This is a genomic window from Micrococcus sp. APC 4021 (genome assembly GCF_030407635.1).
GTDB classification, from domain to species: Bacteria; Actinomycetota; Actinomycetes; order Actinomycetales; family Micrococcaceae; genus Micrococcus; species Micrococcus luteus.
Map to the genome: position 1 here is coordinate 1 of NZ_JASDCZ010000029.1, position 21,565 is coordinate 21,565.

Annotated in this window: 18 protein-coding genes, 2 tRNA genes and 1 pseudogene; 17 read left to right on the forward strand and 4 right to left on the reverse strand. The window is 73.3% G+C overall.

Translation table 11 applies throughout. The annotated features are described in order from the left end of the window. Window positions 1–3,396, forward strand: a 3,396-nt coding sequence (gene ileS / locus QL983_RS04295) for an isoleucine--tRNA ligase (protein ID WP_290151425.1), incomplete at its 5' end; no start/stop codon positions are given. Further along, window positions 3,396–4,949, forward strand: coding sequence for a Mur ligase family protein (locus QL983_RS04300; RefSeq protein WP_078026090.1), 1,554 nt, complete (start codon window positions 3,396–3,398; stop codon window positions 4,947–4,949). The genes ileS and QL983_RS04300, both read left to right, overlap by 1 nt. Window positions 4,950–5,064: 115 nt before the next feature. Here the strand turns inward: QL983_RS04300 and QL983_RS11445 are convergent. Continuing rightward, a pseudogene (locus QL983_RS11445) lies at window positions 5,065–5,127 on the reverse strand (hypothetical protein); the annotation flags it as partial. Between QL983_RS11445 and QL983_RS04305 the strand changes: the two are divergent. Next, window positions 5,102–5,446, forward strand: a complete 345-nt coding sequence (locus QL983_RS04305) for a DUF4233 domain-containing protein (protein ID WP_354436019.1) — start codon at window positions 5,102–5,104, stop codon at window positions 5,444–5,446. The pseudogene QL983_RS11445 and the gene QL983_RS04305 overlap by 26 nt on opposite strands. Window positions 5,447–5,521: 75 nt before the next feature. Next, window positions 5,522–5,944, forward strand: a complete 423-nt coding sequence (ndk, locus tag QL983_RS04310; protein WP_012750845.1) for a nucleoside-diphosphate kinase — start codon at window positions 5,522–5,524, stop codon at window positions 5,942–5,944. A gap of 86 nt (window positions 5,945–6,030) precedes the next feature. Here the strand turns inward: ndk and QL983_RS04315 are convergent, their stop codons facing one another. After that, a complete protein-coding gene (locus tag QL983_RS04315; RefSeq protein WP_078026092.1) occupies window positions 6,031–6,690 on the reverse strand; it encodes a vitamin K epoxide reductase family protein in 660 nt (219 codons plus the stop codon). 397 nt (window positions 6,691–7,087) lie between these two features. Here QL983_RS04315 and QL983_RS04320 point away from each other — a divergent pair, with 397 nt between their 5' ends. The 11 genes from QL983_RS04320 (at window position 7,088) to QL983_RS04370 (ending at window position 17,839) form a co-directional block, all read left to right on the forward strand. Continuing rightward, a complete protein-coding gene (locus QL983_RS04320) occupies window positions 7,088–10,324 on the forward strand; it encodes an Rne/Rng family ribonuclease (RefSeq protein ID WP_223247533.1) in 3,237 nt (1,078 codons plus the stop codon). A gap of 232 nt (window positions 10,325–10,556) precedes the next feature. Beyond that, the gene (rplU, locus tag QL983_RS04325) at window positions 10,557–10,862 is read left to right on the forward strand and encodes a 50S ribosomal protein L21 (protein WP_002853919.1); all 306 of its coding nucleotides are present in this window, start codon (window positions 10,557–10,559) and stop codon (window positions 10,860–10,862) included. 51 nt (window positions 10,863–10,913) lie between these two features. Continuing rightward, window positions 10,914–11,171, forward strand: coding sequence for a 50S ribosomal protein L27 (gene rpmA / locus QL983_RS04330; protein WP_002853915.1), 258 nt, complete (start codon window positions 10,914–10,916; stop codon window positions 11,169–11,171). Between the two features lie 169 nt (window positions 11,172–11,340). Beyond that, entirely contained in the window at window positions 11,341–12,888 is a 1,548-nt protein-coding gene (obgE, locus tag QL983_RS04335; RefSeq protein WP_020622077.1) for a GTPase ObgE, read from the forward strand. A gap of 3 nt (window positions 12,889–12,891) precedes the next feature. Next, window positions 12,892–14,097, forward strand: a complete 1,206-nt coding sequence (proB, locus tag QL983_RS04340; RefSeq protein WP_078026094.1) for a glutamate 5-kinase — start codon at window positions 12,892–12,894, stop codon at window positions 14,095–14,097. Window positions 14,098–14,169: 72 nt separating this feature from the next. Then, a complete protein-coding gene (locus QL983_RS04345) occupies window positions 14,170–15,519 on the forward strand; it encodes a glutamate-5-semialdehyde dehydrogenase (RefSeq protein ID WP_122054286.1) in 1,350 nt (449 codons plus the stop codon). A 79-nt stretch (window positions 15,520–15,598) separates the two neighbouring features. Beyond that, on the forward strand, window positions 15,599–15,820 hold the full coding sequence (locus QL983_RS04350) for a hypothetical protein (RefSeq protein ID WP_010078833.1): 222 nt from the start codon (window positions 15,599–15,601) through the stop codon (window positions 15,818–15,820). 74 nt (window positions 15,821–15,894) lie between these two features. After that, the gene (gene nadD / locus QL983_RS04355; RefSeq protein WP_041104890.1) at window positions 15,895–16,542 is read left to right on the forward strand and encodes a nicotinate-nucleotide adenylyltransferase; all 648 of its coding nucleotides are present in this window, start codon (window positions 15,895–15,897) and stop codon (window positions 16,540–16,542) included. Beyond that, on the forward strand, window positions 16,539–16,964 hold the full coding sequence (rsfS, locus tag QL983_RS04360) for a ribosome silencing factor (RefSeq protein WP_036316941.1): 426 nt from the start codon (window positions 16,539–16,541) through the stop codon (window positions 16,962–16,964). The genes nadD and rsfS overlap by 4 nt, the downstream gene beginning before the upstream one ends. Before the next feature lie 12 nt (window positions 16,965–16,976). Next, window positions 16,977–17,642 (forward strand): histidine phosphatase family protein, encoded by a 666-nt coding sequence (locus tag QL983_RS04365; RefSeq protein ID WP_036381588.1) that lies wholly within the window; start codon window positions 16,977–16,979, stop codon window positions 17,640–17,642. A gap of 121 nt (window positions 17,643–17,763) precedes the next feature. Then, window positions 17,764–17,839 (forward strand) — tRNA-Ala (locus QL983_RS04370). An 86-nt stretch (window positions 17,840–17,925) separates the two neighbouring features. Here QL983_RS04370 and QL983_RS04375 read toward each other — a convergent pair. Continuing rightward, complete coding sequence (locus tag QL983_RS04375; protein ID WP_060973671.1) at window positions 17,926–19,056, reverse strand: oxidoreductase; 1,131 nt, start codon at window positions 19,054–19,056, stop codon at window positions 17,926–17,928. Between the two features lie 170 nt (window positions 19,057–19,226). Between QL983_RS04375 and QL983_RS04380 the strand changes: the two genes are divergently transcribed. Together QL983_RS04380 and QL983_RS04385 are read left to right on the forward strand one after the other, a co-directional pair. After that, a tRNA-Ala gene (locus tag QL983_RS04380) sits at window positions 19,227–19,299 on the forward strand. Window positions 19,300–19,545: 246 nt separating this feature from the next. Continuing rightward, a complete protein-coding gene (locus QL983_RS04385; RefSeq protein ID WP_089529318.1) occupies window positions 19,546–20,625 on the forward strand; it encodes a hypothetical protein in 1,080 nt (359 codons plus the stop codon). A gap of 96 nt (window positions 20,626–20,721) precedes the next feature. Here QL983_RS04385 and QL983_RS04390 read toward each other — a convergent pair whose 3' ends face one another. Next, window positions 20,722–21,414: a TetR/AcrR family transcriptional regulator gene (locus tag QL983_RS04390; protein ID WP_036381598.1), complete on the reverse strand. Its 693-nt coding sequence runs from the start codon at window positions 21,412–21,414 to the stop codon at window positions 20,722–20,724. Window positions 21,415–21,565 lie beyond the last annotated feature (151 nt).

A 21,565-nucleotide genomic window follows, 5' to 3' on the forward strand; every position in this document is an offset into this window, starting at 1 on the left:
GCCCCTGACGGCCGCACCCCCGCCTCCCCGCGCTTCCCGGAGATCGAGCGCCGCATCCTGGCGTACTGGGACGAGGACGGCACCTTCCAGGCCTCGATCGACCAGCGTCCCACCCGGAACGAGGACGGCTCGCAGAACGAGTTCGTCTTCTACGACGGCCCGCCCTTCGCCAACGGCCTGCCGCACTACGGCCACCTGCTCACCGGGTACGTCAAGGACCTCGTGGCCCGCTACCAGACGCAGCAGGGCCGCCGCGTGGAGCGCCGCTTCGGCTGGGACACCCACGGCCTGCCCGCCGAGCTCGAGGCGATGAAGCAGCTGGGCATGACGGACAAGTCCGAGATCGAGGCCATGGGCATCGACACGTTCAACGACGCCTGCCGCTCCTCGGTCCTGAAGTACACGGACCAGTGGCAGGACTACGTGACCCGCCAGGCCCGCTGGGTCGACTTCGAGAACGACTACAAGACCCTCACCCCGGACTTCATGGAGTCCGTGATCTGGGCCTTCTCCGAGCTGCACCGCAAGGGCCTGACCTACCGCGGCTTCCGCGTCCTGCCCTACTGCTGGAACGACGAGACCCCGCTGTCCAACCACGAGCTGCGCATGGACGACGACGTCTACAAGATGCGCCAGGACCCCTCGGTCACCGTCACGTTCCCGATCACCGGCCTCCCGGCGGACCCCGCCCTCGTGCCCGACGGCGGCGCCGACGCGGCGCTCGCCGCGCACCTGGCCGGCGTCCACGTCCTGGCCTGGACCACCACGCCCTGGACGCTGCCGACCAACGCGGCCCTCGCCGTCGGCCCCCAGATCCAGTACGCCGTGGTGCCGGCCGGCCCCGAGGGCGCGACCGCGGACGGGGACCGCTTCCTCCTGGCCGTGGACCTGGTGGGCGCCCACGCCAGGGAGCTCGGCTACGCCGATGCCGACGCCGCCCGCGCCGCGGTCACCGAGACGATCCCCGGCGCCCGCCTCGGCGGCCTGGCCTACGCGCCGCTGTTCACGGACGTGTTCGACGCCCACCGCGGGGAGACCTTCACCGTCAACGGCCGTGACCTCGGCGTCGAGGGCGCCCACCGCATCCTCGTGGACGACTACGTCTCCACCGAGGACGGCACCGGCGTGGTCCACCAGGCGCCGGCCTACGGTGAGGACGATCAGCGCGTGTGCGAGGCCAACGGCATCCCCGTGCTGCTCTCCGTGGACTCCGGTGCCCGGTTCCTGCCGCTGTTCGCCCGCGAGGACGTCGGGCGCGGCGACCTGCGCGAGATCGCCGGCGTGCAGGTCTTCGAGGCCAACCGCACGATCATCCGCGCCCTGCGCGCCCTGGGCCGCGTGGCCCGCGAAGCCTCCTACGAGCACTCCTACCCGCACTGCTGGCGGTGCCGCACGCCCCTGATCTACCGCGCGGTGACGTCCTGGTACGTCAAGGTCACCCAGATCAAGGAGCGCATGCTCGAGCTGAACGAGGAGATCACCTGGATCCCCGGCAACGTGAAGCACGGGCAGTTCGGCACGTGGGTCGCCAACGCGCGCGACTGGTCCATCTCCCGCAATCGGTACTGGGGCTCGCCCATCCCGGTGTGGGAGTCCGACCACCCCGACTTCCCCCGCCAGGAGGTCTACGGCTCGCTCGCGGAGATCGAGGAGGCCTTCGGCCGCCTGCCGCGCAACGCCGAGGGCGAGGTGGACCTGCACCGCCCGTGGGTGGACGACCTCACCCGCCCCCACCCGGACCCCGAGGCCGCCGCGGCGGGTGCGGTCATGCGCCGGGTCGAGGACGTGCTGGACGTCTGGTTCGACTCCGGCTCCATGCCGTACGCCCAGGTGCACTACCCGTTCGAGCGCGCGGACTGGTTCCCCACGCACAACCCGGCGGACTTCATCGTGGAGTACATCGGCCAGACGCGCGGCTGGTTCTACACCATGCACATCCTGGCCACGGCGCTGTTCGACCGGCCGGCGTTCTCCAACGTGATCTCGCACGGCATCGTGCTCGGCTCGGACGGGCAGAAGATGTCCAAGTCGCTGCGCAACTACCCGGACGTCACGGAGGTCCTGGACCGCGACGGCGCGGACGCCATGCGCTGGTTCCTCATGGCCAGCCCCATCCTGCGCGGCGGCAACCTGATCGTCACGGAGGAGGGCATCCGCGAGGGCGTCCGCCAGGTGCTGCTGCCGGCGTGGAACGCGTACCACTTCTTCACCCTGTACGCGAACACCGCGCACGACGGCGGCGCCCGCCCCGAGGGGTACCGCGCGCAGGAGCGGCACACCGCCGAGGACCCCCTGGACCAGTACATCCTGGCCGCCGCGGGCCGCATGCTGCGGGAGGTCAAGGCCGGCCTGGACGCCTACGAGGTTTCGGACGCCACGGACGCGCTGCGCGGCTTCATGGACACGCTGACCAACTGGTACATCCGCCGGTCCCGGGAGCGGTTCTTCGACGAGGACACCGTCGCCTTCGACGTCCTCTACACCGTTCTCGAGGCCTTCACCCGGGCCGCCGCACCGCTGATGCCGCTGATCGCCGAGGAGATCTGGCGCGGCCTCACCGGTGGCCGCTCGGTCCACCTGACCGACTACCCGGACGCCGACCTGTTCCCCCACGGGCCCGAGGCGGACTCCCTCGTGGCCCGGATGGACGCGGTGCGCCGCATCAGCTCGGCCGGCTCGGCCCTGCGCAAGGGGGCCGGGCGCCGGGTGCGCCTGCCGCTGCCCCGCCTGTCCGTCGTCGTCCCGGACGCGGCGGGCCTCGAGGGCACCTACGCCCGCATCGTGGCGGACGAGCTGAACCTCAAGGACGTCGAGCTCACCGAGCTCTCGGAGGAGGCGATCGCCCGCTACGGCATCGGCACGGAGCTGAAGCTGAACTTCCGCGAGCTCGGCAAGGCGTTCGGCAGGCAGGTGCCGCTCGTGAAGCAGGCGGTCGACGCCGGCGCGTACGAGGAGACGGCCGAGGGCCTGGCGGTCACGCTCGCCGACGGCGAGACCGTGACACTGGCCCCCGCGCTCTACGAGCTGCGCACCGTCTCCACCGGCGCCCCCGAGGGGACCGCGGTGGGCGTGCTGCCCGGCACCGCCGGCTTCCTCGTGCTGGACACCGAGGTCTCCGCGGAGCTGGCCGCCGAGGGCACCGCCCGGGACGTGGTCCGCGCCGTCCAGGCGGCCCGCAAGGACGCCGGCCTGGACGTCTCCGACCGCGTGCGCACGCGGATCGAGGGCCCCACCGCCGTCGTGGCGGCGCTCGAGGCCCACCGCGGCCTCGTCGCGGAGGAGACCCTCACGGTGGACCTGGAGCTCGTGGACTCCGGTGCGGCCGACCCGCGCAAGGACCCGGCCGACGACGCCATGAAGACCGTGGCAGTCACCGTCGCGAAGGCGGACGCGTGATGCGCGGGGACGCCCCGGGCACGGTCGAGGAGGTCTACCGGGACCTGCTCGCCCGCGCCCCGGAGAACAAGATGCAGCCGCGGCTCGAGCCGATGCGGCGCGTGCTCGCGCTGCTCGGCGACCCGCAGCACGCGGCCCCGGTGATCCACCTGACCGGCACCAACGGCAAGACGTCCACGGCGCGGATGGTCGAGGCCGTCCTGCGCGCCTACGGGCTGCGCACCGGGCGCTACACCTCGCCGCATCTGCAGCGTGTCACGGAGCGGATCAGCATCGACGGCGCCCCGGTGGCCGACGAGACCTTCGTGCGCGTGTGGGGGGAGATCCTCCCGATCGTGCAGACCGTGGACGCGGAGCTCGAGGCCGCGGGCGAGGTCCCGCTGACGTACTTCGAGGCGGTCACCACGCTGGGCTTCGCGGTGTTCGCGGACGAGCCCGTGGAGGTCGTCGTCCTCGAGGTGGGCCTCGGGGGCGTGACGGACGCGACCAACGTCGCGGACGCCGTCGTCTCCGTGGTCACCCCCATCTCCCTGGACCACACGGACCTGCTGGGGGAGACCGAGGCCGAGATCGCCGAGGAGAAGGCCGGCATCATCAAGCCCGGCGGCGCCCTCGTCTCCGCCGCCCAGGAGCGCGACGCCGCCCAGGTGCTGCTCGAGGCGGCGCAGGCGGCCGACGTGCCGTTCCGCTTCGAGGGCGTCGAGTTCGGCGTGCTCGAGCGCTCCCTGGCCGTGGGCGGCCAGCAGGTGTCCGTGCGTGGCCTCGCGGCCGAGTACCGGGACCTGTTCCTGCCGCTGCTCGGGGAGCACCAGGCGCAGAACCTCGCGGTGGCCGTGGCGGCCCTGGAGATGTTCCTGGGCGGCGGCGAGCGACCGCTGGACGAGGAGCTGCTGCGCGAGGGGCTGTCCCAGGTCACCTCGCCCGGCCGGCTCGAGGTGCTGCGCACCGCCCCCACGCTCATCGTGGACGCCGCCCACAACCCGGACGGCGTGCGGGCCACGGCCCGTGCGGTGCAGGAGGCGTTCGGCTTCACCCGCCTCTCGCTGGTCGTCGGGATCCTCCAGGAGAAGGACGCGCCGGGCATGCTCGCGGCGCTCTACCGGGCGTTCGGCGACGACGTGGAGGACCTCGCGGTGACGCAGTCCTCCTCGGCCCGCGCCATCCCGGCCGGGGAGCTGGCCCGCATGGCCGTCGACGCCGGCTGGCCCGAGGACGACGTGTACGCCACCGAGTCCGTGCCGGACGCCCTCGAGTGGGCGGTCGGCCGCGCGGAGGCCCTCGAGACGAGCGCGGACGAACTGGCCTCCGGCACCGGCGGCGGCGTGCTCGTGCTCGGCTCGATCACCCTGGCCGCCGAGGTCCGCACCCTCGTGGGCGAGCCCCGCCATGCCGGCCCCGTCACCGTGGCCGCCCGCGGCCTCGACCCCGCCGACCTGCTCGACGCCGTCGGGCTGGCGGACGCCGACGAAGACGATCTGGACCCGGAGATCCTCGAGCTGCTCGAGGACCGCGACGACGCCGGCGCCCGCCGCCGGCCGGAGGAGGACCGATGACCCCCGACCAGCCGGAGACCGGAGGCGCCACGGAGCAGGGGCGCTTCGGCGACGAGCCCTGGCGCCCCGAGCGCGAGACGCGAGCCCAGCGGCAGTGGCGCCCCGGCACTCGCCGGCGCCGACGCTCCGTGCGCGCCCTGTTCACCTCCACGATCCTCATGCTCGAGGCGGTGCTCATCTTCTTCCTCGGACTCATGCTGTTCGGCATGCACCGGGACGAGCCGGGCGCCTGGTGGTTCGTGGCGGGCTACTCCGCGCTGGCCGTCGTCGCGGTGCTGACCTGCGCCCTGGTGCGCAAGCCCGTCGGCATCGCGATCGGCTGGGCGATCCAGGCCGTCCTGCTGGCCTCCGGCTTCTGGGAGTACTCGATGTTCGTGGTGGGGGCCCTCTTCGCGCTGACGTGGGCGTACGCCGTGATCAAGGGCGGTGCCATGGACGTCGAGAACGCCCAGCGCGACCGCCTCGAGGCCGCCTGGGAGGCCGAGCACGGACGCTGAGTCCCGGGCCCCACTAGGGTGGAGCGGGAACCGGGCCGCGCTCGCGGCCGTCCGACGACGCTAGGAGCACACCCCATGACGCACCACACCGAAGAGACCCTCGTCCTCATCAAGCCGGACGGGGTGGCCCGCAACCTGGTCGGCGAGATCCTCGCGCGCATCGAGCGCAAGGGCTACGTGATCGCCGACCTGAAGATGCTCACGCCCACCCGCGCCATGTTGGAGCGCCACTACGAGGAGCACCAGGGCAAGCCGTTCTTCGAGCCGCTGGTGGCGTTCATGGCCTCCGGCCCCGTGGTGGCCGCGCGCGTCACGGGCGATTCGGTGATTGAGGGGTTCCGCTCGCTGGCCGGCAAGACCGACCCCACCGTGGCCGCCCCGGGCACCATCCGCGGCGACCTGGGCCGGGACTGGGGCGAGGCCGTCCAGAAGAACCTCGTCCACGGTTCGGACTCGACCCTTTCGGCCGAGCGCGAGCTCGCGATCTGGTTCGGCTGAGCCCGTTCCGGGCCCGCACGACGGCGGCCGGTCACCCTGGTGGGGTGACCGGCCGCCGTCGTCGTGTCCGGTGGGGGAGCTTAGGCTCAGTCGATCCCGACGACCCCGAGGCCCAGTTCCAGCAGGATCGAGGCGAACACCAGGACGTAGAGGAGCACGATCACGGGCCAGGCCAGCTCCCGGGCGAGGCGGACGAGACCGGCCGGGGCCGGCAGCGTGCCGGTCTGCAGGTTCCGGGACGTCACAAGCACGAGCTGGGCGATGACCATGGCCCACACGATCATGCAGTAGAGGCAGAGCGTGCCGATGCTGTAGACGGCCGAGTACCAGAGCCACACGCAGAACGCGAAGCCCGCCAGGATCCCCGCGTTCATCAGCAGCCAGTACCAGCGGGCGAAGCGGGCGCCGGCGAGCAGGGACATCCCCACGGTGATGAGCACGGAGAACGCGACCACGCCGATGTACGTGTTCGGGAAGCCGAAGGTGTGGGCCTGCCACGACTGCATCACCTGGCCGCAGGACACCCACGGGTTGAGGTCGCAGGACGTGCGGTGCGTCGGGTCCGCGGTGAGGAGGGTGCGCTCGACGATGATGATGATGGTGGCCGTCAGCGCCACGAGCGAGGTGATCAGGAGCAGCGCCGCCGTGCCCGCGGGCCGGGCGTACCAGGTGAGCCGGGCCTCCTCGGCGGGGATGTCGTCGGCGGGGGAGAGGCGGATGTCGTCCGTCAGCGGGGTCGCAGGCATGGACACGATTCTAGGCGCGTGCCCGGGGCGGATGTGAGAGAATCGGCCCTGGCCGTCCCGTGGCCACACCGCGGGGCAGCCCGCTGCGCGCCCGACGTCGGGCCGCCGCCGAGGCGCCCCCGCGTCGAGCATCGTGCGGGAGGTGGACGCCGGGCTTCGCCCGTGCGCGTCCGTGCGCCGGCCGGCGGACGGCACGTGACGCCCAGGCCCCGATCTCGAGGGCGCAGCGGTTCCGCGCCGGGCCCTGACGGTCGACGCGGTCCACCCGATGACTTCTCGGAGTCCGCCTCCCGGCGCACCCGTGGCGCACGGCGCCCGGGGCAACGCGGCCGGCGGCGGACGCGGACACGCCGGGCGGCGGCGAGTGTGGCGTCGTCGGTCGGCGGGAGGTGCTGCCATGGCGGCCAACAACGAGGACACGACCCGCGCAGACGAACGCGTGGAAGAGACGGCCGAGCAGGCCGTGACGCAGACCGCGGCGGACACCGCCGACGGGGCGGAGCCGGAGCGGACCGCCGCGTCCGACGACGCCGCGGACCCGGCCGAGGAGCCGAGCGCGCCGACGCTGCAGGTCGACCCGACCGACCCGTTCGCCGTGCCGGCGAACCTGATCGAGGTCCTGCGCACCGAGACCACGTCCCGGCAGCGCTCCGAGGACGAGGACGCCGGAGAGTCCGAGGACCGGGCCGAGGGCGCCGTGGTCTCCCGGCGGCGCCGCCGACGCCGCCGCGGTGAGGTGGACATGGAGCTCGACGGCGGCGAGGCCGGCGATCCCGAGCACACCGTCACCCGCGTGCGCGCGCCGCGCCAGGCCGTCGGCACCGCCTCGGACACCGTCCAGAGCGTCAAGGGATCCACCCGGCTCGAGGCGAAGCGCCAGCGCCGCCGCGACTCCCGCTCGGGCGGGCGTCGCCGCACCGTGATCACCGAGGCCGAGTTCCTGGCCCGCCGCGAGGCCGTGGACCGCAAGATGCTGGTGCGCCAGCGCGACCAGCGCATCCAGATCGCCGTGCTCGAGGACGGCGTGCTGGCCGAGCACTTCGTCTCGCACACCACGCAGGACTCGATGATCGGCAACGTGTACCTGGGCAAGGTCCAGAACGTGCTGCCGTCCATGGAGGCCGCGTTCGTGGACATCGGCCGCGGACGCAACGCCGTGCTCTACGCGGGCGAGGTCAACTGGGACGCCGCCCAGCTGGACGGCAAGCCGAGAAAGATCGAGAACGCGCTCAAGTCCGGCGACACCGTGCTCGTCCAGGTCACCAAGGACCCGGTGGGCCACAAGGGCGCCCGTCTGACCAGCCAGGTCTCCCTGCCCGGCCGCTACCTCGTGTACGTGCCGGGAGGCTCGATGACCGGCATCTCCCGCAAGCTGCCGGACGTGGAGCGCTCGCGTCTGAAGAAGATCCTCAAGGACCACCTGCCGCAGGACGCCGGCGTGATCGTGCGCACCGCGGCCGAGGGCACCTCCGAGCAGGAGCTGCAGAACGACATCAACCGTCTGCGCGCCCAGTGGGAGGGCATCCAGGAGAAGGCGTCCGGCACCAAGGTGCTCGCCCCCGAGCTGCTCTACGCCGAGCCGGACCTGACCATCAAGACGGTCCGCGACGTCTTCAACGAGGACTTCTCCGCCATGCTCGTGCAGGGCGAGGCCACGTGGGACAACATCGAGGCCTACGTGACCTACGTGGCCCCGCACCTGCTGGGCCGTCTGCACCACTGGGTGCCGGAGGACCACGACGGCGAGGACCTGTACGCCACCCACCGCGTGGACGAGCAGCTCCACAAGGCGCTCGAGCGCAAGGTGTACCTGCCCTCCGGCGGCTCGCTCGTGATCGACCGCACCGAGGCCATGACCGTGGTGGACGTGAACACCGGCAAGTTCACGGGCTCCGGCGGCAACCTCGAGGAGACCGTCACCAAGAACAACCTCGAGGCCGCCGAGGAGATCGTCCGGCAGCTGCGCCTGCGGGACATCGGCGGCATCATCGTCATCGACTTCATCGACATGGTGCTCGAGGCCAACCGCGACCTCGTGCTGCGCCGTCTCGTGGAGTGCCTGGGCCGGGACCGCACGAAGCACCAGGTCGCCGAGGTGACCTCGCTCGGCCTGGTCCAGATGACGCGCAAGCGCATGGGCACCGGGCTCGTGGAGGTGTTCTCGGAGACCTGCGAGCACTGCGCCGGCCGCGGCATCCTCATCCAGGACACGCCGGTCGAGCGGGGCCGCTCCGGCGGTGAGCAGCGCGGCGAGGCGGAGGGCCGCCGTCGTCGCCGGCGTCGGGGCGACGGCGAGGGCGAGCACGCCCACGCCGCCGCGGCCACGACGACGGGCGCCGAGCACGCCGACTCGGAGGACGAGCGGCAGCGCCGTGAGCGGGCCGAGGCCGCCCGGGTCGCCCTGCACTCGATCGCGAAGGCCTCCGGCAAGGTGGCCGAGGACGAGGCCCCCGCCCAGGAGTCCGCCCCCGCCGAGCAGGCGGCGGACGCCGCCGAGGACTCCGCGGCCGAGGCCGTCGAGGCCGCGTCGGCCGGGCCCGCGGAGGCCGGGCAGCCGGCCGGGACGGACGAGGAGGAGACGCCGCGTCGCCGGCGTCGTCGGGGCCGCCGCCGCAGCCGGGGCCGCGCTGAGGAGTCGGGGGACACCGGCGCCGAGGATGCCGGCTCCGAGGATGCCGCGCGGTCGCACGACGACGGCCCCGCCGAGTCCGCCGGTCAGACCCGTCAGACCGAGGAGGAGGCGGCCGAGCCGGCCGCCGCCGCGGCCCCCGAGCACCAGGACCCGGTCGTGCAGGCCGAGGAGGCCGTGGCCGCCGTCGCGGAGGCGGAGGCCGACGCCGAGGCCGAGTCCCCGGAAGACGCGGCTGAGCAGGACGACCGTCCCCGCCGGTCCCGGCGTCGCCGGGGTGGCCGCGGGCGGTCTCGCCGAGGCGGCGAGGCGGCCTCGACCGAGGCCGACGCCGACGCCGAGGACCACGGTGCGGAGCGCGCGACGCCGTCGCGGCACGAGGCCGCGGACGCCGACTCCTCGGTGGCCGTGTCCTCCGAGGTCGCATCGGAGCCTGTGCCTGCCGAGGATGCCCCGGCGCCCGTGCCCGCCGAGGATGCCCCGGCGCCCCGGCGCCGCCGGTCCCGCCGGGCCTCGAGCGACGGCGTCGTCCGTCCGGCCGCCGGTGCGGACGCGTCCGCCGAGCGGACGGCCGACCGCACGGACGCGGCTCCGGTGGAGGCCACCGAGCCCTCGCCCGAGGAGTCCACGGACGCCACCGAGGTCCACGAGCAGCCCGCCGCCCCGGCCGCCGTCGAGGAGGCCGTGATGGTGGAGCCTGCGGCGACCGAGCCGACGGCGGAGCCCACGGCGGACGCGGACCAGGCGTCCGCCGCGGACGCCCCGACCGAGGCCCAGGCGGCTCCGACCGCCCCGGTGCCTGGATCGCCGCGCCGGCGCTCGCGTCGCGCCGTGTCGTCCGACGGCGTCCACGTCCAGGTCCAGGCCGCGCCCGGCGGCGCCCAGGGCGGCCGCTTCACCGCGGCCGTGGCCGAGGCGTCCACCCCCGCCGAGCCGCAGGGTGCCGCCCCGGTGATGCTCGGCGTCGGAGTGAAGGCCGCCGACCTGGCCCGTCGCGGCCGCTGACCGTCGTCGGTGCCGCCGCCCCGGGCCTGCCCCGGGCGGCGGCGACGCGCCGACACGCCTCTGTTTGGTCCGGATGCCCGGCAGCGAGTATGCTGGACCATCGGTGTTCACCGCCCGCACGCTCCCGCATGTCCCGGTGAGGGACCGCCGGACCCGGACGCAGCCGCGGTCGAGGTGCGGGCGAGCAGAACCCGATCTGATCCGTTGAAACGTCGAGAGAAGTGAGTCCCAAGTGGTGTACGCGATTGTCCGCGCTGGCGGCCGCCAGGAGAAGGTTTCCGTCGGAGACCTCGTTACCCTTGACCGCGTTCCCGCTGAGACCGGTGGCTCCGTCGAGCTGCCCGCTCTGATGCTGGTGGACGGGGACGAGGTCAAGGCTGGCGCCGATGCCGCCGGTGTGAAGGTGACCGCCGAGGTCGTCTCCCACTCCCGTGGCAAGAAGGTCGTCATCATGAAGTACAAGAACAAGACCGGCTACAAGAAGCGCCAGGGCCACCGCTCTGAGCTGTCCACGGTCAAGATCACCGGGATCGCCTGAGCCGTCACCGGCACCGGCGAAACCGAGCATCCGAGAGGTTAGGCAACAGCAATGGCACATAAGAAGGCCGGCAGTTCCTCGAAGAACGGCCGCGATTCGAACCCGCAGTACCTCGGCGTCAAGCGCTACGGCGGCGAGGACGTCAACGCCGGCGAGATCATCGTCCGCCAGCGTGGCACCAAGTTCCACCCGGGCCGCAACGTCGGCCGCGGCAAGGACGACACCCTCTTCGCGCTGTCCGCGGGCTCCGTGGCCTTCGGCCAGCGCCGCGGCCGCAAGGTCGTGGACATCGTCCCCGCCGCGGAGTGATCTGACACTCGTGCGGTCTGCGTGCGGACCCTCGCCCGGCGAGGACACCCGCACCCCCTGACGCCCCGGCGGGGGCGGGCCCGGCATCCACCGGACCCGCCCCCGCCGTCGGCGTCTCCGGCCCCTGGGCCGTCTGAGTCCGATCCCTCCAGCCCCTAGGAGCACTCCCATGGCAGCCTTCGTGGACCGCGTGGTCCTCCACCTCACCGCCGGCAACGGCGGGCACGGGTGCGTCTCCGTGCATCGCGAGAAGTTCAAGCCCCTGGGTGGCCCCGACGGCGGCGACGGGGGCGACGGCGGCGACATCACCCTCGTGGTGGACTCGCAGACCACCACGCTGCTGGACTACCACCACGCCCCGCACCGGTCCGCTGAGAACGGCCAGCCGGGCATGGGCGACCACCGCGAGGGCAAGAACGGCCAGTCGCTCGTGCTGCCCGTGCCGGACGGCACGGTGGTCAAGGATGAGCAGGGCAACATCGTGGCCGATCTCGTGGGGGAGGGCGCGACCTACGTCGCCGCCGCCGGCGGTCAGGGCGGCCTCGGCAACGCGGCTCTGGCCTCCGTGAAGCGCAAGGCGCCCGGCTTCGCGCTGCTCGGCCTGCCGGGGGAGAGCCGGGACCTGACGCTCGAGATCAAGACCGTGGCGGACGTCGCGCTCGTGGGCTTCCCCTCGGCCGGCAAGTCCTCCCTCATCGCTGCCCTGTCTGCGGCCCGTCCCAAGATCGCGGACTACCCGTTCACCACGCTCGTGCCCAACCTCGGGGTCGTGCAGGCCGGCGACGTGCGCTTCACCGTGGCCGACGTCCCGGGCCTGATCCCCGGTGCCTCGGAGGGCCGCGGCCTCGGCCTGGAGTTCCTGCGCCACGTCGAGCGCTGCGCCGCGCTCGTGCACGTCCTCGACTGCGGCAGCCTCGAGTCCGACCGCGACCCGATCGCCGACTTCGAGGCCATCGAGGCCGAGCTCGAGGCCTACGCGGTGGAGCCCGTCTTCTCCCAGGGCGGGGAGGGCGTCGTACCGCTGAACGAGCGGCCCCGCCTCATCGCCCTGAACAAGACCGACCTGCCCGACGGCGCCGCGATGGCGGACATGGTCCGCGACGAGCTCGAGGGCCGTGGCCTACGGGTCTTCGACATCTCCGCGCTGGCCCGCGAGGGCCTGGACGCCCTCAAGTACGCCATGGCCGAGCTCGTGGCGGAGGCCCGTTCCCGGGTGGTCGAGCCCGCGCCGGCCGCGCCCGTCGAGGTGCCGCGCCGGCATCGCCGCCGTGGCGAGCGGGCCGAATTCACGATCCGCCGCGAGGAGCGCAACCTCGAGCCGCTGTTCCGCGTGCGCGGCGAGAAGCCCGAGCGGTGGGTCGCCCAGACGGACTTCCAGAACGACGAGGCGATCGGCTACCTTGCGGACCGGCTCCAGCGGGCCGGCGTCGAGGACGGCCTGTTCAAGGCCGGTGCGAGGCCGGGCGACGCCGTCGTGATCGGCGACGACGTCACGGGCGTCGTCTTCGACTGGGAGCCCACGCTGTCCGCGGGAGCCGAGCTGCTCGCCGGGCCCCGGGGCACCGACCTGCGGCTCGACGAGCGCACCCGCGCGACCCGCGCGGAGAAGCGCGCCGAGCAGGATGCCCGCCGGGCCGCCCGTGCGGCGACCCGGGCCGAGATGGAGGCCGAGCGACGCTCCGGCCTGTGGACCGACACCGACGATCGAGAGGGATGATCCATGTCCGTGCGGCGCACCGTCGTCACCCGCTATCCGACCCCCGCCACGCGCGGCTCTGAGGACCCGCAGGCCAACCCCGTGACCTCGCGGGAGACGATGCAGGCCGCACGCCGAGTGGTCGTGAAGATCGGCTCGTCCTCGTTGACCACCCCGGACGGCCTGGACGTGGCGGCCATCGACCGGCTCGTGGACGTCCTCGCCGCCGAGCGGCAGAAGGGCACCCAGGTGGTGCTCGTGTCCTCCGGCGCCATCGCGGCCGGCTTCCCGCACCTCGGGCTGAGCCGCCGCCCCAAGGACACCGCCACCCAGCAGGCCTCGGCGGCGGTCGGCCAGAGCAAGCTCATGGCGCACTACACCACGAGCTTCGGCCGGCACGACACGGAGGTGGCGCAGGTGCTCCTCACCGCCGAAGAGCTCATGCGGCGCACCCAGTACACGAACGCGCACCGCGCCCTCGCGCGGCTGCTCACGCTCGACGTGATGCCGATCGTGAACGAGAACGACGCCGTGGCCACGCGCGAGATCCGCTTCGGCGACAACGACCGCCTCGCGGCCCTCACCGCCAACCTCTGCAAGGCGGACCTGCTGGTCCTGCTCTCCGACGTGGACGCCCTCTACACGGGCCACCCCTCGAACCCGGACGCGCGGCGTATCCCCGAGGTGACCTCCGACGACGACCTGTCCGGCGTCGACGTGCGCGTGCCCGGTTCTGCCGGTGTGGGCACGGGTGGCATGGTGACCAAGGTGGACGCGGCCGGCATCGCGGCCACCACCGGCATCCCGACCCTGCTGACCTCGGCCGCCAATGCGGGCGCCGCCTTCGCGGGGGAGGACGTGGGCACGTGGTTCTCCGCCACCGGCCGCCGCCGGTCCGCCCGCGCGGCGTGGCTCGGCCTCACGGCGGAGGTCCGGGGTCGGCTCATCATCGACGACGGCGCGGTGGCCGGGGCGATCGACCGCGGCCGCTCCCTGCTGGCCGCGGGCATCACCGGCTGCACGGGCGCCTTCACGCCGGGCGACGTCGTCGAGATCGTGGATGCGCATGGCCGGGTGCGGGCGCGCGGCCTCGTGCAGTACTCCTCGTCGCAGCTGCCCGCCATGCTCGGGCGGACGACCGCCGACCTCCGCGAGGACCTCGGCGCGGGCTACGACGGCGTCGTCGTGCACGCCGACGACTGGGTGCGCCTGGCTCCGCCGCAGCGCTGACCGGCACGGGCTCCGGCCGAGTCGACGGACCGGGCCTCGTGCCTCGTCCGGGGCGCTCGATAGGCTGGCGGCATGCAGACCACCGAGAGCACCGCACCCCAGGATCAGTCCGGCCGCCAGGACGCCGAGGCGCCGACGCCCGAGGTCGAGGAGGCCGTCCGCCAGCGGGCCGAGTGGGCGCGTCAGGCCGTGCCCGAGCTGGCCGTCGCCGGCCGCGCCCGCAAGGACGCCGTCCTGCGCCACATGGCCGAGGCGCTGCGCGCCAACACGGCCGCGATCATCACGGCCAACCGCGAGGACCGCAGCCGCGGCCGCGAGACCGGCACCTCGGCGGCCATGCTGGACCGCCTCAAGCTGGACGAGGCGCGCGTCGAGGCGCTGGCCCTCGCCCTGGAGACCCTGGCCGGCCTGCCGGACCCCGTGGGCACCGTGGTCCGCGGCGGCCCGCTGCCCAACGGCGTGCGGATGAGCCAGGTGCGGGTGCCCCTGGGCGTCGTGGGCGCCGTGTACGAGGCCCGTCCGAACGTCACGGTGGACATCGCCGGCATCGCCCTGAAGTCGGGCAACGGCGTGATCCTGCGCGGCGGCTCGGCCGCGGAGTCCACCAACGCGGTCCTGATCCAGGTGCTGCGCGAGGCGCTCGTGGACCAGGGCTTCGACGCCAACATCATCCAGGGCATCGACGATCTCGGACGTCCCGGCGTCGCCGCCCTGATGGCCGCCCGTGGCGCGGTGGACGTCCTCGTCCCGCGCGGCGGCCGTGAGCTGATCCAGCGCGTGGTCCGCGAGGCCCGGGTGCCCGTGATCGAGACGGGTGAGGGCAACGTGCATCTGTACGTGGACGCCTCCGCACCCAAGCAGATGGCGGTGGACATCGCGCTCAACTCGAAGACCCACCGCACCTCCGTGTGCAATGCGGCCGAGACCCTGCTGCTCCACCGGGACGCGGAGGAGACGGGCCGAGAAGTGCTGCGCGCCCTCACCCGTGCCGGCGTGCTGCTGCACGTGGACGAGGCCGCGCGGGCCTGGCTGCCCACGCTCGCCGACCGCGGCGACCACGCCCGGGACGCCGTGGACGCCACGGAGGAGGACTGGGGCACCGAGTACCTGGACATGGAGATGGCCGTGCGCGTCGTGGACTCCCTCGGCCAGGCGATCGAGCACATCGGCCGGTGGTCCACGGGCCACACCGAGGCCATCGTCACGAACGACCTGGCCGCGGCCGAGCGGTTCATCACCGAGGTGGACGCCGCGGCCGTCATCGTGAACGCGTCCACGCGCTTCACCGACGGCGGCGAGCTCGGCCTCGGCGCCGAGGTGGGCATCTCCACCCAGAAGATGCACGCCCGCGGGCCCATGGGCCTGGAGGAGCTCACGACCACCAAGTGGATCCTGCGCGGCGACGGGCAGATCCGCCGCTGAGCCGGGCTACGATGGACACCAGGACCCCTTCGGCCCGGCCCCGGCCCGGCCGTCTGACCCGCTGCACCGAGGAGCATCCATGCTGAACACCTCCCTGATCCTGGCCGCCGCCGAGGGCCATCACGTCGTCAATGAGCTGCCGATGGACCCCATCTGGTACGGCCTGCTCGTCTTCGCGCTGCTGATGGCCGCCCTGGCCGCCACCATGTCCATGCGCTCCCGCGCGCTGCGCCTGCCCGAGCCCACCACCGCGGTCCAGCACCACGGCACCGGCCGCGGCTCGCACACCTCCGGTCACTGACGTCTCACCGGCCCGCCGCGTCGTCGCCCCTGCCGGGGGCTGCGTGGCGGGCCGTCCGTTCGTCTCCTGAGCGCATGACCGTCGCCTCCCGCACCCCCGTGCCCGCGCCCACCGCCGGGGGCGCGCGCCGTCGTCGCCTCGGCATCATGGGCGGCACCTTCGACCCGATCCACCACGGGCACCTCGTGGCCGCCTCCGAGGTGGCCGCCGAGTTCGAGCTGGACGAGGTCGTCTTCGTCCCCACGGGTCAGCCGTGGCAGAAGTCGGACCGGCAGGTCTCCCCGGCCGAGGACCGCTACCTCATGACCGTGGTGGCCACCGCCTCCAACCCCCGGTTCACCGTCTCCCGCGTGGACATCGACCGCCCCGGCGTGACCTACACCGTGGACACGCTGCGGGACCTGCGCCGCCTGCACCCGGACGCCGAGCTGTTCTTCATCACCGGCGCGGACGCGATGGGCCAGATCCTCACGTGGAAGGACGTGGACGAACTCTGGGACCTGGCGCACTTCGTCGGTGTCACCCGTCCCGGCCACGACCTCTCGGACATGGGCCTGGGCGCCGACGTCTCCCTGATGGAGATCCCCGCCATGGCGATCTCCTCCACGGACTGCCGGGAGCGCGTCCGCCGGGGCCGGCCCGTCTGGTATCTCGTCCCGGACGGCGTCGTCCAATACATCGCCAAGCACCACCTCTACGTCTCGGAAGAGGAGACCTCGTGACCGTTCCCCAGACCACCCTGGACGCCCTCACCACCGCCGCGGCCGCCGCCGCGGACAAGCTCGGCACGCACATCGTCGCGTTCGACGTCGCCGAGCGGCTCGGCCTGACCGACGCCTTCCTGATCGCCTCCGGCGCCTCGGAGCGTCAGGTCAACGCGATCGTCGACGGCGTCGAGGAGGCGCTGTTGAAGGACGAGCAGCTCAAGCCGTTGCGTCGCGAGGGCCGGTCCGACGGCCACTGGGTGCTGCTCGACTACGGACACTTCGTGGTGCACGTCCAGCATCGCGAGGACCGCGAGTTCTACGCGCTGGACCGCCTGTGGAAGGACACCCCGGCGATCGACCTCGGCCTGCCGGAGGAGAGCACCCGACCGGACGCGGCCACCCAGGACGACGGCGCCTCCGCCTCGCACGCCTCCTGAGCGGGCCGGGAGATGCGCCTGATCCTGCTGCGTCACGGCGAGACCGACTGGAACGTCCTGGACCGCTACCAGGGGCACACGGACATCGAGCTGAACGCCGAGGGGGAGCGCCAGGCCCGCCGCGCCGCCGGCGGGCCCGTGGGTGACCTGGTCGAGGACGCGGAGGAGCTCGTGGCCGTGTGCTCCCCGCTGGCCCGGGCGCGCCGCACGGCCGAGATCGTCCTCGAGGCCCGGGTGGGCGCGGCGTCCGTGGCCGTCGACCCGGAGCTGATGGAGCTGGCCGGGGGAGAGTGGGAGGGCCTGGAGCTCAGTGCCATCGCGGAACGCTGGCCGGACGAGCACCGCCTTTGGCGGGCCGAGCCGGCGCTCGACGCCGGCCCCGTGGGCGGGGAGACCCTGCGCGGGGGCGGCGAGCGGGCCCTGCGTGCGCTGCGCGGACACGTTCCCCCGCACTGGGCGGACACCCCGCGCGACGGTGGTGCCCACACCCTGCTCGTCGTGGCCCACGGTGCGCTGATCCGCGCGGCCACGGGGCTGCTCCTGCGTCACGAGGGCGAGGCCTTCGCGGCGATGGAACGGATCGGCAACGCCCGCGCCGCCGTGCTGCAGGGCGCGTTCACTGCCGACACCGGGGCCGAGGGCTGGGGCGATTGGACCCTCGAGGGTTACGGCATCTGAGGGCGCCCCGGCCCGGACGCCGATTTGGCGCCCGCACGGGGACCGTGTACGCTGGTCGAGTTGCCAGCGAGGCGAACGGGCCGGAAACGGCGCGTGAAGATCGCGGGTGGCGCCCACATCTGGGGGTATGGCGCAGTTGGTAGCGCGTCTGCATGGCATGCAGAAGGTCAGGGGTTCGAATCCCCTTACCTCCACCAGTCAGAAGGCCCGGTCCACACGGACCGGGCCTTCGTCGTCGTCGGACTCCCGTGCGGGGCCGGGAGGCGACCGCCGCCCCGCGACATCACCGCGGTTCTGCACTGCGGTGATGTCGCTCCGCCGCGGTCGGTGCGGGGGACACGCCGGGGTACGCTGCGCGCTCCGCCGCCGTGAGTGCGGGTTCCACCGCACGGCCCTCCCGCGCCGAGGCGACGGCGGCCTCGAGCACCGCCATCACGGCGACGGCCTGGTCGGGGGTGGCGGCGTCGCTGCTCGCGCGGCCCAGGATCGCGTCGCGCACGCCCGCGTAGGACCGCTGCTGGGCTCCGATCGGCGCGGGGACGCGCTCGGTGTTCCCCTCCCCGTCGTGCAGGAGGATCGGGTCCGGATCGACGCCCCAGCCCTCGGCGCCGGGGAGCAGACCAGCGCGCAGCTGAACCTCCTGCCGATCCGGCAGTTCCTTCACCGCGGAGCCACGCGTGCCGTGGACCGCGAAGCGCGGGCTGCCGCCGGCCACGAGCATCGACGCCTGCAGGACCACGCGCCGGCCCGGGTACTGCAGCACGCAGTGCGCCCAGTCCTCGACCGGGGCGCCCGGACGCAGGGCCGCGAGGTCGGCGTCTACGCGTTCGGGGACACCGAAGAGCAGGAGCGCCTGGTCGACCAGGTGCGGTCCGAGGTCGAACCAGATGCCGCCCCCGGGCACCGCGGCTTCCCGCCAGCGGTCCCGGACGGTCGGGCGGAAGCGGTCGATCCGGGACTCGAGGTGGACGACGTCCCCGAGCCGGCCGGAGCGGACCAGCTCGGCGATGCCCAGGAAGTCGCTGTCGAAGCGGCGGTTCTGGAACACCCGCAGCACCCGCCCGGTCTCGACCGCGAGGTCGCGAAGCTCCCGCGCCTCGGCGAGACTCAGCGTGAAGGGCTTGTCTACCACCACGTGCCTACCCGCCCTCAGGGCCGTGCGCGCGAGCGGCGCGTGTTGGTCGTTCGGGGCGGCGATCACCACGAGGTCCACGTCGTGGCGAGCCAGGAGCTTGTCCACGTCAGGCACCACGACGACGTCCGGCAGGTCCGCGTGCACCGCGTCCGGGCGGCTCGAGACGACATGGGTGAGAGCGAGTCCCTCCGTGGCGTGGAGCAGGGGGACGTGGAACGTCTTCCCGGCGAACCCGTAGCCGATCAGGGCGGTGCGGATCGGTGCGTCAGTGCGGGACATGCAGGACCTCCTGGGCTGGCGGGGGGGCATGGGGGCGTCTCCTGCACGCTAGGCCGTGGCGTCGCGGCGGTCCATCGACGCCGCCCGGCCGGTTTGCGCGGTTGCCGCAGGCCGGGTATTCTGTTCAGGTGCTCCGGCCGGTCCGCCGGAAACGGAGTCACCACCCACCTGGGGGTATGGCGCAGTTGGTAGCGCGTCTGCATGGCATGCAGAAGGTCAGGGGTTCGAATCCCCTTACCTCCACCCGTCAGAAGGCCCGGTCCGTGCGGACCGGGCCTTCGTCGTCGTGACGGCCAGCTCGCCGTCGAGAACCACCGGTCACGACCGGGTTGCGGTCCAGCGTCGATCACGCATCGACGTCGCACAGCCCTTTCACGGCAGGCTCTCGGCGGACAGACTCGAGGCGTCTCCACCCGTGGAGCCCGGACCACCGGTGCTGCAGAGGCGGGGACCGCCACCCCTGTCCGGCCGACTCAGTGAGGATCTGCCATGTCCGTCATCCGTACCCGTCGTCCCTCCCTCCGTCACCTGCCCGCCGCCGTCGCCGCCGCCGGCCTCATCACCACCGTCGCCCTCGCCGGCCCCGCCGCGGCCTGGGACGACGCCCATGGCCCCCAGGCCGGCTACTTCCAGGCCGTCGACCACGAGAACGTCACCGCCGCCTTCTTCCAGACCTACGACGGCTACGACCCGGAGGACCTCACGCTCACGCTCACCCCGGTGGCCGAGGACGGCACCCGCCTGGAGGGCGGCCAGGAGGTGGAGTTCACCGCCCTGGACGTCATCGACGGCGGCGCGGTGGACGTCCTGGAGACCCGCCGCGCGCTCGGCGCGGCCGGTGAAGGCCTCGTGCGGTACGACGTGGAGGTGGACGGGCAGATGCTGAACATGGGCATCACGCTCCAGGCGGACGCCGACCTCGCCGACGATCAGGGGGCGGCCGTGCACGCCGTCGACGGCCCGCAGACGGCCGACCTCGGGGACCGGCCCCTGGTCTGGGACTCGGCCATGCAGTTGGCTCCCGGGGTGGCGGGCGCTGAGATCGTCCACCTGGTCGCCGCGCCGACGATGGAGGACGCCTACGCGGCGGTCGTGGCCGAGCCGGCCCACGGTGAGGTCTTCGCGTTCCGTGACTCGGAGCACTCCGAGCTCCGTGCCTGGTACATCCCCGACGAGGGCTTCGTCGGTACGGACACCTTCACCGTCGACTTCCACAGCGACCACGTCGCCCACGTCCAGACCGTCACCGTGCATGTCGGCGAGGAGATCTCCGCCGCGTACGACGGCTTCCTCGATGCCGAGGACGGCGTCCTCAACGGGAAGCCGCTCGACCTGACCGACCCGGACACCGCCGCGGCGCTCGCCGCGTTCCGGGCCGACGAGGCCGCCCCGGCTCCGGAGGACGAGGAGGAGCAGCCCGCTCCGGTCGAGGACGACGCCGACGAGCAGCACACGACCCCGGACACCGTCGAGACGGGGCAGTCCACCGGCTGGTGGCTGGCCGGCCTCGGCGCCGCCGCCGCGGGGGTGCTGGTCGCGGCCCGCCGTCGTCTGGGCCTGACCGACTGAAAATCCGCCGCGCACAGATCCGTCGACGCGCCGCCCCTCTCACACACAGGGGCGGCGCGTCCGTGCCGGCCTGACACGTGGCCGGCAGTCCGCGGGTCAGTCGCCGAGGCCCGCGAGCAGCAGGTCCAGTCCCTCCTCGAAGGGTGCGTCCGCATAGGGGTTCCGCGCCCCCGTCGCGCGCGTGCCCCCGCCCGCCCGGAAGGCCTCGGCGGCCGCGCCAAGCGCGGGCAGGCGCTCCTGCGCCCCCGCCACCTCGAAGATGTCGGCCGGAGCGTCGACGTCGTACGCAGACCCGTAGATGAACGACTCGAGCGCGATCACCCGGGCCAGCACCTGCTCCGGCGCCAGACCGGTCCGGGCCAGCACCGCGCACACCGTCTCGTAGACCCGCTGCGTCGACGGGGCTCCCTCGATCGGCAGGGTCGCGATGAGCGGGATCAGCGGCGGATGGGCCGCGAAGACGTCGCGGTAGGAGCGCGCCCACGCCCGCAGGGCGGCGACGACGGGCACCTCGCCCCGGATCGCGGCCTCCAGCTCGACGAGCGAGACCTCGCCCATCACGGCGTCCTGCAGCAGGACGAGCAGCTCATGCTTGCCGCTGATGTGGTTGTAGAGCGCGCTCGGCGCCACGCCCAGGCGACGGCCGACCGCCGCCATGGTGAGCCCTTCGTATCCCTCGGTGCGGGCGACCGCGAGCGCCGCGTCCGCGATCGCTTCGCGGCTCAGAGCGGGGGAGAGAGGTCGTCCGCGGCGGCGGCGCGCCCGGGGCGGTTCAGTGGTCTCGTCCATCCGGCCATTCTGACCCGTCGGACGGGCAGGAGGTGTCAGGCCGGCTACGGACCAGCCTTCCCTTCCCGGCGCGCGGCCCGTACAGTGAGCGCCGACACTCTAAATGAACGGCATTCACCCGGGCCCCGCCCGATGCCCCGTCCCCGCCAGA

Coding starts and splice junctions, on each gene's coding strand:
- QL983_RS04350 (WP_010078833.1), top strand. CDS start 15,599: ATGCTGAACACCTCCCTGATCCTGGCCGCCGCCGAGGGCCATCACGTC.
- QL983_RS04345 (WP_122054286.1), top strand. CDS start 14,170: ATGCAGACCACCGAGAGCACCGCACCCCAGGATCAGTCCGGCCGCCAG.
- proB (WP_078026094.1), top strand. CDS start 12,892: ATGTCCGTGCGGCGCACCGTCGTCACCCGCTATCCGACCCCCGCCACG.
- rpmA (WP_002853915.1), top strand. CDS start 10,914: ATGGCACATAAGAAGGCCGGCAGTTCCTCGAAGAACGGCCGCGATTCG.
- QL983_RS04390 (WP_036381598.1), bottom strand. CDS start 21,414: ATGGACGAGACCACTGAACCGCCCCGGGCGCGCCGCCGCCGCGGACGA.
- nadD (WP_041104890.1), top strand. CDS start 15,895: ATGACCGTCGCCTCCCGCACCCCCGTGCCCGCGCCCACCGCCGGGGGC.
- QL983_RS04365 (WP_036381588.1), top strand. CDS start 16,977: ATGCGCCTGATCCTGCTGCGTCACGGCGAGACCGACTGGAACGTCCTG.
- QL983_RS04300 (WP_078026090.1), top strand. CDS start 3,396: ATGCGCGGGGACGCCCCGGGCACGGTCGAGGAGGTCTACCGGGACCTG.
- obgE (WP_020622077.1), top strand. CDS start 11,341: ATGGCAGCCTTCGTGGACCGCGTGGTCCTCCACCTCACCGCCGGCAAC.
- QL983_RS04375 (WP_060973671.1), bottom strand. CDS start 19,056: ATGTCCCGCACTGACGCACCGATCCGCACCGCCCTGATCGGCTACGGG.
- QL983_RS04320 (WP_223247533.1), top strand. CDS start 7,088: ATGGCGGCCAACAACGAGGACACGACCCGCGCAGACGAACGCGTGGAA.
- ndk (WP_012750845.1), top strand. CDS start 5,522: ATGACGCACCACACCGAAGAGACCCTCGTCCTCATCAAGCCGGACGGG.
- QL983_RS04385 (WP_089529318.1), top strand. CDS start 19,546: ATGTCCGTCATCCGTACCCGTCGTCCCTCCCTCCGTCACCTGCCCGCC.
- QL983_RS04315 (WP_078026092.1), bottom strand. CDS start 6,690: ATGCCTGCGACCCCGCTGACGGACGACATCCGCCTCTCCCCCGCCGAC.